Source organism: Candidatus Izemoplasma sp. (genome assembly GCF_982632705.1).
Map to the genome: position 1 here is coordinate 1 of NZ_CEXEES010000076.1, position 6,644 is coordinate 6,644.

Consider the following 6,644-nt stretch of genomic DNA (forward strand, 5'->3'; position numbering starts at 1 on the left):
TATTATAATAGTAATAAGAAGGGAAGTGAGCATATGAAACAACATTTAAAAGATAACCTTCTAGTACCGTATATTGCATTGCTTTTTATTGTACTATCGTTTTTCTTACAACCAATCGGTGAATTGTTTGTTGGATTGCATAATATTCAAAAAAGTGAAAGTATATTACTAACAGATTATGTAGCTGTTGGGGGTATAGGACCAGCGTTGTTAAACTCAGGATTACTGATGGGACTTAGTTATTTATTGATTAGAAAACTTGGATTAAGAGTAACTGGATCAATATTTGCTGGAATTCTAACAATTGGTGGTTTCGCGTTTTTTGGAAAGAATATTTTTAATGTGGCAATAATTTATTTAGGTGTTTACTTGTATTCAAGATATAAGAGAATAAACATTAGGTCTGTAATTGTTGTGTTTTTGTTTTCAACAGGATTGAGTCCACTGAGTAGTGTCGTCATGTTTGGACTTGGTATTGATTTAATTTACAGTATACCTCTTGGTATTTTTGTTGGTGTAACAGCTGGATTCTTGTTAGTTGAACTAGCAAGTCGAGCCATATCATTTCATCAAGGGTATGATTTATATAATGTTGGTTTTGCGAGTGGGATTTTATCATTCTCAATCTTTAGTATATTTAAATTGTTGAATTTAGATTATAAAACGAATTTGATTTATACGAATGATTCTCACTTATTGTTATTCTATTTATTTATTATTATTTGTCTGGTTTATATTGTTCTAGGCCTTTACTTATCTGATTTCAAGATACAAGGATACAAGAACATACTAAAACTATCAGGTAGAGCTGCAACAGACTTTACAAGAAGAGACAATCAAGCAATGACAATGTTTAACATTGGGATTACTGGATTAGCAGCATTACTTGTTCTTGTAATGTTAGATGTTCACATGAATGGACCTGTATTTGGTGGGTTATTTACGATAATAGGATTCGCTGCATTCGGAAAGCATGTTAGAAATATACTGCCTCCAATGATTGGGGTCTTTATAGTTAGTATCCTATTCAATATAGACTTATCGGTGCCTGTTATACTCGCTATCTTATTCTCTACAGGGTTAGCACCAGTAGCAGGAGAACATGGAATTATTGTTGGAATTCTTACAGGAATGTTGCACTTACCAATTAACTTTAGTTTAGGACAACTACATGGTGGTGTGTTATTATATAGTAACGGATTCGCCGCTGCATTTACTGCGATAATTGTTACATCAATAGTAGCTACTTTTAAAAGGAGTGATTTATAATGGTATTACATGAAAAACTAAAAACCGCGAAGATTACTGAAGAAATAACGGGATATTTGTTAGAGAGAGGGTATTATAAACTTTCTATCGATATCGAACTGAATAAACAAGAATCGAAATTTGTAATCACAGTCGAAGATAAGGGAGAAAACCTTATTGATGTATTTAAGAATGATTTATACTGTTGTCGTGAGATAGAACTAGAAGAATACGGTGTAGATCAACTTCATAATGAATGTGTTTGCTCATTGAATACATTAGGAATGCTTGTTGATGGATATGAAATAGAATTAAAAAATGGAAAGTATGAAATAATTCTACATCGCAAGCAAATTTAAGACAAAAAAAAGCCTTAGACTTAGTCTAGGGCTTTTTTATTTCTGTTATTCTTTATTTAGTCTGTAACGTGTGAACCAATATAATCAAATGTATCTTGAGCATATGAAGTCCATTCACCAGCTAAATCAAATACGATATTTCCTTCAACGATATCTGAGTTTCTAACTAAGGTAACGTTTTGAGCGAAATTATCTCCACCAGCTTCAGCTTCAACACCGATTTGATCAATAACTAAACCATCAATTAATAATTGAACTGTGTCATCTCCATTAAAGTGAGTTACACTAGGATATCCAAATGCGATATCGCAATTAGTATCTAATAATGAAGCTACTTCAACAGCGTCTGTACAAAGTACTAATACTTCACCAGCAGCCAAAGTTCCAACTAAATTGTATGTGTTGCTTCCAGAACCATAATTTTCGATTATTGAATAAGATGTTAAATCAATTTCAGCATCTGTATAATTATAAAGTTCTATAGCTTTATTATTGCTTCCACCTTCGATATATTCAGAAATGAATAAACCAGGTAATGATTCAATTTCAGTTACTCTTGCATCAGCAGGAATAACGATATCAACACCGATAGTAAACATATCTTCGAAAGATTCATGTAATCCCATGAATTCACCAGTAGTTTCAGCGTTTCCGAATACTTCGTATCCATCTCCACCAGCTGCTAAGAAATCATTTGTAGCTACTGAATATGTAGCGTTTAAATCGATAGCAACTCCACCAATCATTACGTTATCAACTCTAGAATTACCATTACTAGTCCATAATAAGTCGTAAGTTAATCCAGAAACGTGTGGATATTTACCAGAAGAACTTGGATAAGAACTAGTTCCGTGTTCTAATGCTTCAATAATTTCAGCACCAGTTAAATCCATAGTTACAATAATGTTACCAAATGGTAATACTGTAATAACGTCTCCAACAGTAATATCTCCAACAGCGATGCTTGCTCTGATTCCACCACCATTAGTGATTGCGATATCAGCACCAGTTGCAACGATCATTGAATCAGTGATAATTTTTCCTAAATTAGTTTCACCAGTACGTACGTTATCTCTAACACCGTCTAATTCAACTGCAGTTTGACCTATAACAACACTTAAGATTTCTTCTTGATCAACTTCGATTGCATCAATAATATCTTGAACATCTTGGTCGATTCCTAAGTTTAACATTTCAGCTTCATCAGCATTGATTAAGATTCCATTATATTTAATGATTTCTCCATCTTCAACTGTGAAAGTTAAGATTCCTAAATTTTTGTTATATTCACCAGTACTAACGATTAATGTATCATTAACCATTTGTCCTTGAGGTAAATAAGTATGTGAATGTCCATCAATGATAATGTCGATTCCATCAACATTCATAGCGATGTCTTCTGTAGTGATACTTGAACTTTCATCTAATCCAACGTGTGCTAACATAACGATTACATCTGCACCCATTTCTTCTAACTCTTCAACATACATTGCTGCTTGAGTTTCAGGATCTAAGAAGTTTAAACCAACAACGTTTAATGGATGAGTCATATAAGTTGTGTCCGGAGTAGTAACTCCAAAGAAACCAACTGTAACATCACCAAATTCTTGGATGAAATATGGATCAAACATATCTGAATCATCTGCATCATATTGAATATTTGCAGAGATTAACGGAAAGTCTGCCAGTAACTCTAATTCTAATAAACGATCTTGTCCATAATCGAAATCGTGGTTACCAGGAACCATGATATCATAACCAACAGCGTTCATTACTTCAACAACACTTTCACCTTCTTCTAATGTAGCGAAAGTAGTTCCGTGGAACATATCTCCAGCTGCAATTAGGTAAGTGTGCTCATAATTAGCTCTTACTTCATCTACGATATTTTTAATTGTTGCATATCCCATGCTACCAGCCCATGAATCATCATTTACGCGACCATGAACGTCATTGTTGAACATAAATACGATTTCAGTATTCAACATATCTTGCCAACCTTCAATTAACATATCCGATTTCATTTCTGCTAACATTTCTTCTAGAGCTGCAATTCTCATTTCAGCATCTGACATATCTTCAGAAATTGCTGATGCTCTAAATTTCAATGCATTGATACTACTTTCGATTTCATCAAAAGTCATACCTAATGTTTCTACACTTAATTGAACTGCTTCTAAATCAGTCATTAAATCTTCTAATGCGGTAATATCAGTGTTTATTTCAGCTATAGTTTCTTCAATAGCTGTAATGTCTTCTAAAACACCAGTATCTTCGCATCCTGCTAGTGTAAAAGTAAACCCTACTAACAATAATACTAATAATAATTTTTTCATTTGTTGCTCCTCCCAATTTTTTTTCGTACCTTAATTATACTACTTTTGAGATAAAATAAATACACAATTAGGGAAAAAATGTAAGCGTTTTATTACGAATACCTTTTCGTTGTGTTAGATAAGCCATATTTAAAAAAACATTTCGTTAATTATAATATTCGATGAAATTAGTAGTAAACACTTGAAATATTAGTATTTTAAATGACATATTTGAATTTGCAAAAACTCCGTATGTATACTTTTAGGATTATTATGTTTATGATGGTATGGAGTTTATAGATATAATAAACCTAAAAAACGAAGGAGAGGAAGAATTGTATTGAAATGCAATTGCATTATACGAGTAATCCATTCGAGTCTTCAAAACTGATTTTTATAAATCAAATTAAATAAGCATCACTCTGATTTGGTGTGATGTTTATTTTTTCTTTTGCAAAATTTTCAATAAAACTCAAGGAGTTGTAGTATAATTTTTATAGGTGATATTATGATATCGTATTTTAGGAAAAACAAAAACCTTGTATTTATAGTACCAATAATTATATTGGTATCATTTTATTCTGTAATAATAAATCAAGGTGTTGAGTTTTATTCTGCTATTTGTATTACAGCTGGATTTGCAATTGGGTTTACTATCAAATATGGTAAAAAGATAATTTTACCACTGTCAATTAGTTTATATATAGGTTGTATCTCAGGATTATTTTTTGTAGGTGAAACCAGTATTTTAGTATACATTATTCATCCAACAAGTCATGTTGTTGGACTTCTTGGTAGTTCATTGCTTTATCGAGATTTCCTAGTTAAATCAAACATTTTTGATGATACTAAGTTTAGAAGTTTGGTTTTACATGGTTTTGGAGCAGTGGTAACTATTGTACTTGCAACAATTATTACTGTTATAATCTCAACACCAGTACATGGGTTCTTTGATTTACAAATGTTTTTAAAGACCTTATTTGGATATTTTATGGGGTTCTTGGTCTTTGGAGTAGTGTTGTTTGCAGCATTTCATTATGAAGATGAGGACATGTATAAACTTGAAGTGAATAAGTACTCTTACTTGTTTGTTTTATTGTATATTGGCTTTATCCTAATCATATTATCAAATTATAGCTTTGTAGCTGATATTAGGATATTTGGATATGCATTCATAACATTTTTCTTTATCTCAGGTTTGTTCTTTACACTTAGACAAATTCTTTTGCTGTCATTCCTATACATAACAGCGTACCAGTATGACCTTACACTTCTGTCTTCAACTAGTGGGGATCTTAGTAGAAGTATATTGAATGTAAATATTTATTTAGTGTTCATGGTATTCATAGGTGCGATTGTAAGAGGAATCTTATATGAACAACAATTAAAAACCTATAGACTCGAAATATCTGAGAAAAGACTAAATGAAACATTAGCTTCAACTGAAAAAATACTTCAACTTGGAGAAAGACAGTCTTTTGGTGACGATATTGAATTAGAATCATATATGAGAGAAATATTCCAAGTAATTACAAGGATATTTAAAAAGTATGATGCAGCATCTTGCTATATTAGAGACGGTGAAGTAGTCAAATATATTGATGCGATAAATTATAACTATGAAGAATTAACAAATTACAAATTATCGGTGTATGAATTTGACTGGGATAAGAATACTCCAATCCACACCAAAAACGCATCAAAAAGAATATCAAAAGCACTTGGGAAGAAGTATAGTAATTTCAAAATTGTATATCCGGAATTAAAAGAACACTTATCATTCAGAGTTTTCCTTAGCGATACCGAGGTTGGTGGAATTAGTTTAGATATATATAAAACAAGCGAGATTAATTTTACTAAATCAGACTTTGCTTTTATTCAATCATTCCAATCAATAATCAATAAGTACTATGATTTTAATAAACTTAGAAATGTTAATTCTGCTATGAAAGATGAAGTTGTTATGAGTTTGATTCACACCTTAGAATTATATGATGATTATACAGGTGGTCATAGTGAGGAAGTTGCGTATATGTCTCGAGAAATAGGGAAGATTATGAACCTTGACTCTGAAATGTATAACGAGTTATTCTGGGCAGGTATTATTCATGATATCGGTAAAGTTGGAGTTCCATCTTCAATAATCAATAAGAAGGCAAAACTTACCGAAGAGGAATATGATGAAGTTAAAAAGCATCCTGTTCATGGGTATAATATAATAAAAAAATCAAGTGAGTTATCTAATGTTGCTATATTGGTAAAGCATCATCACGAATGGTTTAATGGTAGTGGATATCCAGATGGACTAAAAGATAATAACATTCCACTAGGTAGTAGAGTAATCGCCGTATGTGATGCTGTAAGTTCTATGATAAAGAAAAGAGTATATAGCACTGCGAAAACAATTCCAGAGATTCGAGAGGAAATCGTTTTATATACAGAATCCCAATTTTGTCCAATTGTATCGAAGGCAATGTTGGAATTTATAGATAGTGGAAAATTAGCCGAATTCTATAAATCTAGAAAAGAGCATTAAGCTCTTTTTTTAGTGCATAAAAATAGTTCACCTATTCAAGCTGATTTTTGATATAATAGAAATAGATGAATTTATAGGAGGGTATTATGATTAATTTACTAGCATCAGCACCATTATTTGGAAGTAAGCACATTATTGGTTTACTTGTAGTATTAACTTTAGTTCTCCTACAACTAATTATTTAAT

General features: G+C 31.6%; 4 protein-coding genes. 3 read left to right on the forward strand and 1 reads right to left on the reverse strand.

What is annotated here, in order from left to right:
• Nucleotides 1-33 precede the first annotated feature (33 nt).
• Both AC2LE6_RS08180 and AC2LE6_RS08185 read left to right on the forward strand, forming a co-directional pair.
• A complete protein-coding gene (locus AC2LE6_RS08180; RefSeq protein ID WP_484478768.1) occupies nucleotides 34-1,269 on the forward strand; it encodes a DUF1576 domain-containing protein in 1,236 nt (411 codons plus the stop codon).
• A complete protein-coding gene (locus AC2LE6_RS08185) occupies nucleotides 1,269-1,607 on the forward strand; it encodes a hypothetical protein (protein WP_484478769.1) in 339 nt (112 codons plus the stop codon). The genes AC2LE6_RS08180 and AC2LE6_RS08185 overlap by 1 nt, the downstream gene beginning before the upstream one ends.
• Nucleotides 1,608-1,663: 56 nt before the next feature.
• Here the strand turns inward: AC2LE6_RS08185 and AC2LE6_RS08190 are convergent, their stop codons facing one another.
• Nucleotides 1,664-3,943, reverse strand: coding sequence for a 5'-nucleotidase C-terminal domain-containing protein (locus AC2LE6_RS08190; protein WP_484478770.1), 2,280 nt, complete (start codon nucleotides 3,941-3,943; stop codon nucleotides 1,664-1,666).
• 487 nt (nucleotides 3,944-4,430) lie between these two features.
• On the opposite strand from AC2LE6_RS08190, the gene AC2LE6_RS08195 reads away from it, so the two are divergent.
• Nucleotides 4,431-6,458, forward strand: coding sequence for an HD-GYP domain-containing protein (locus AC2LE6_RS08195; RefSeq protein WP_484478771.1), 2,028 nt, complete (start codon nucleotides 4,431-4,433; stop codon nucleotides 6,456-6,458).
• Nucleotides 6,459-6,644 lie beyond the last annotated feature (186 nt).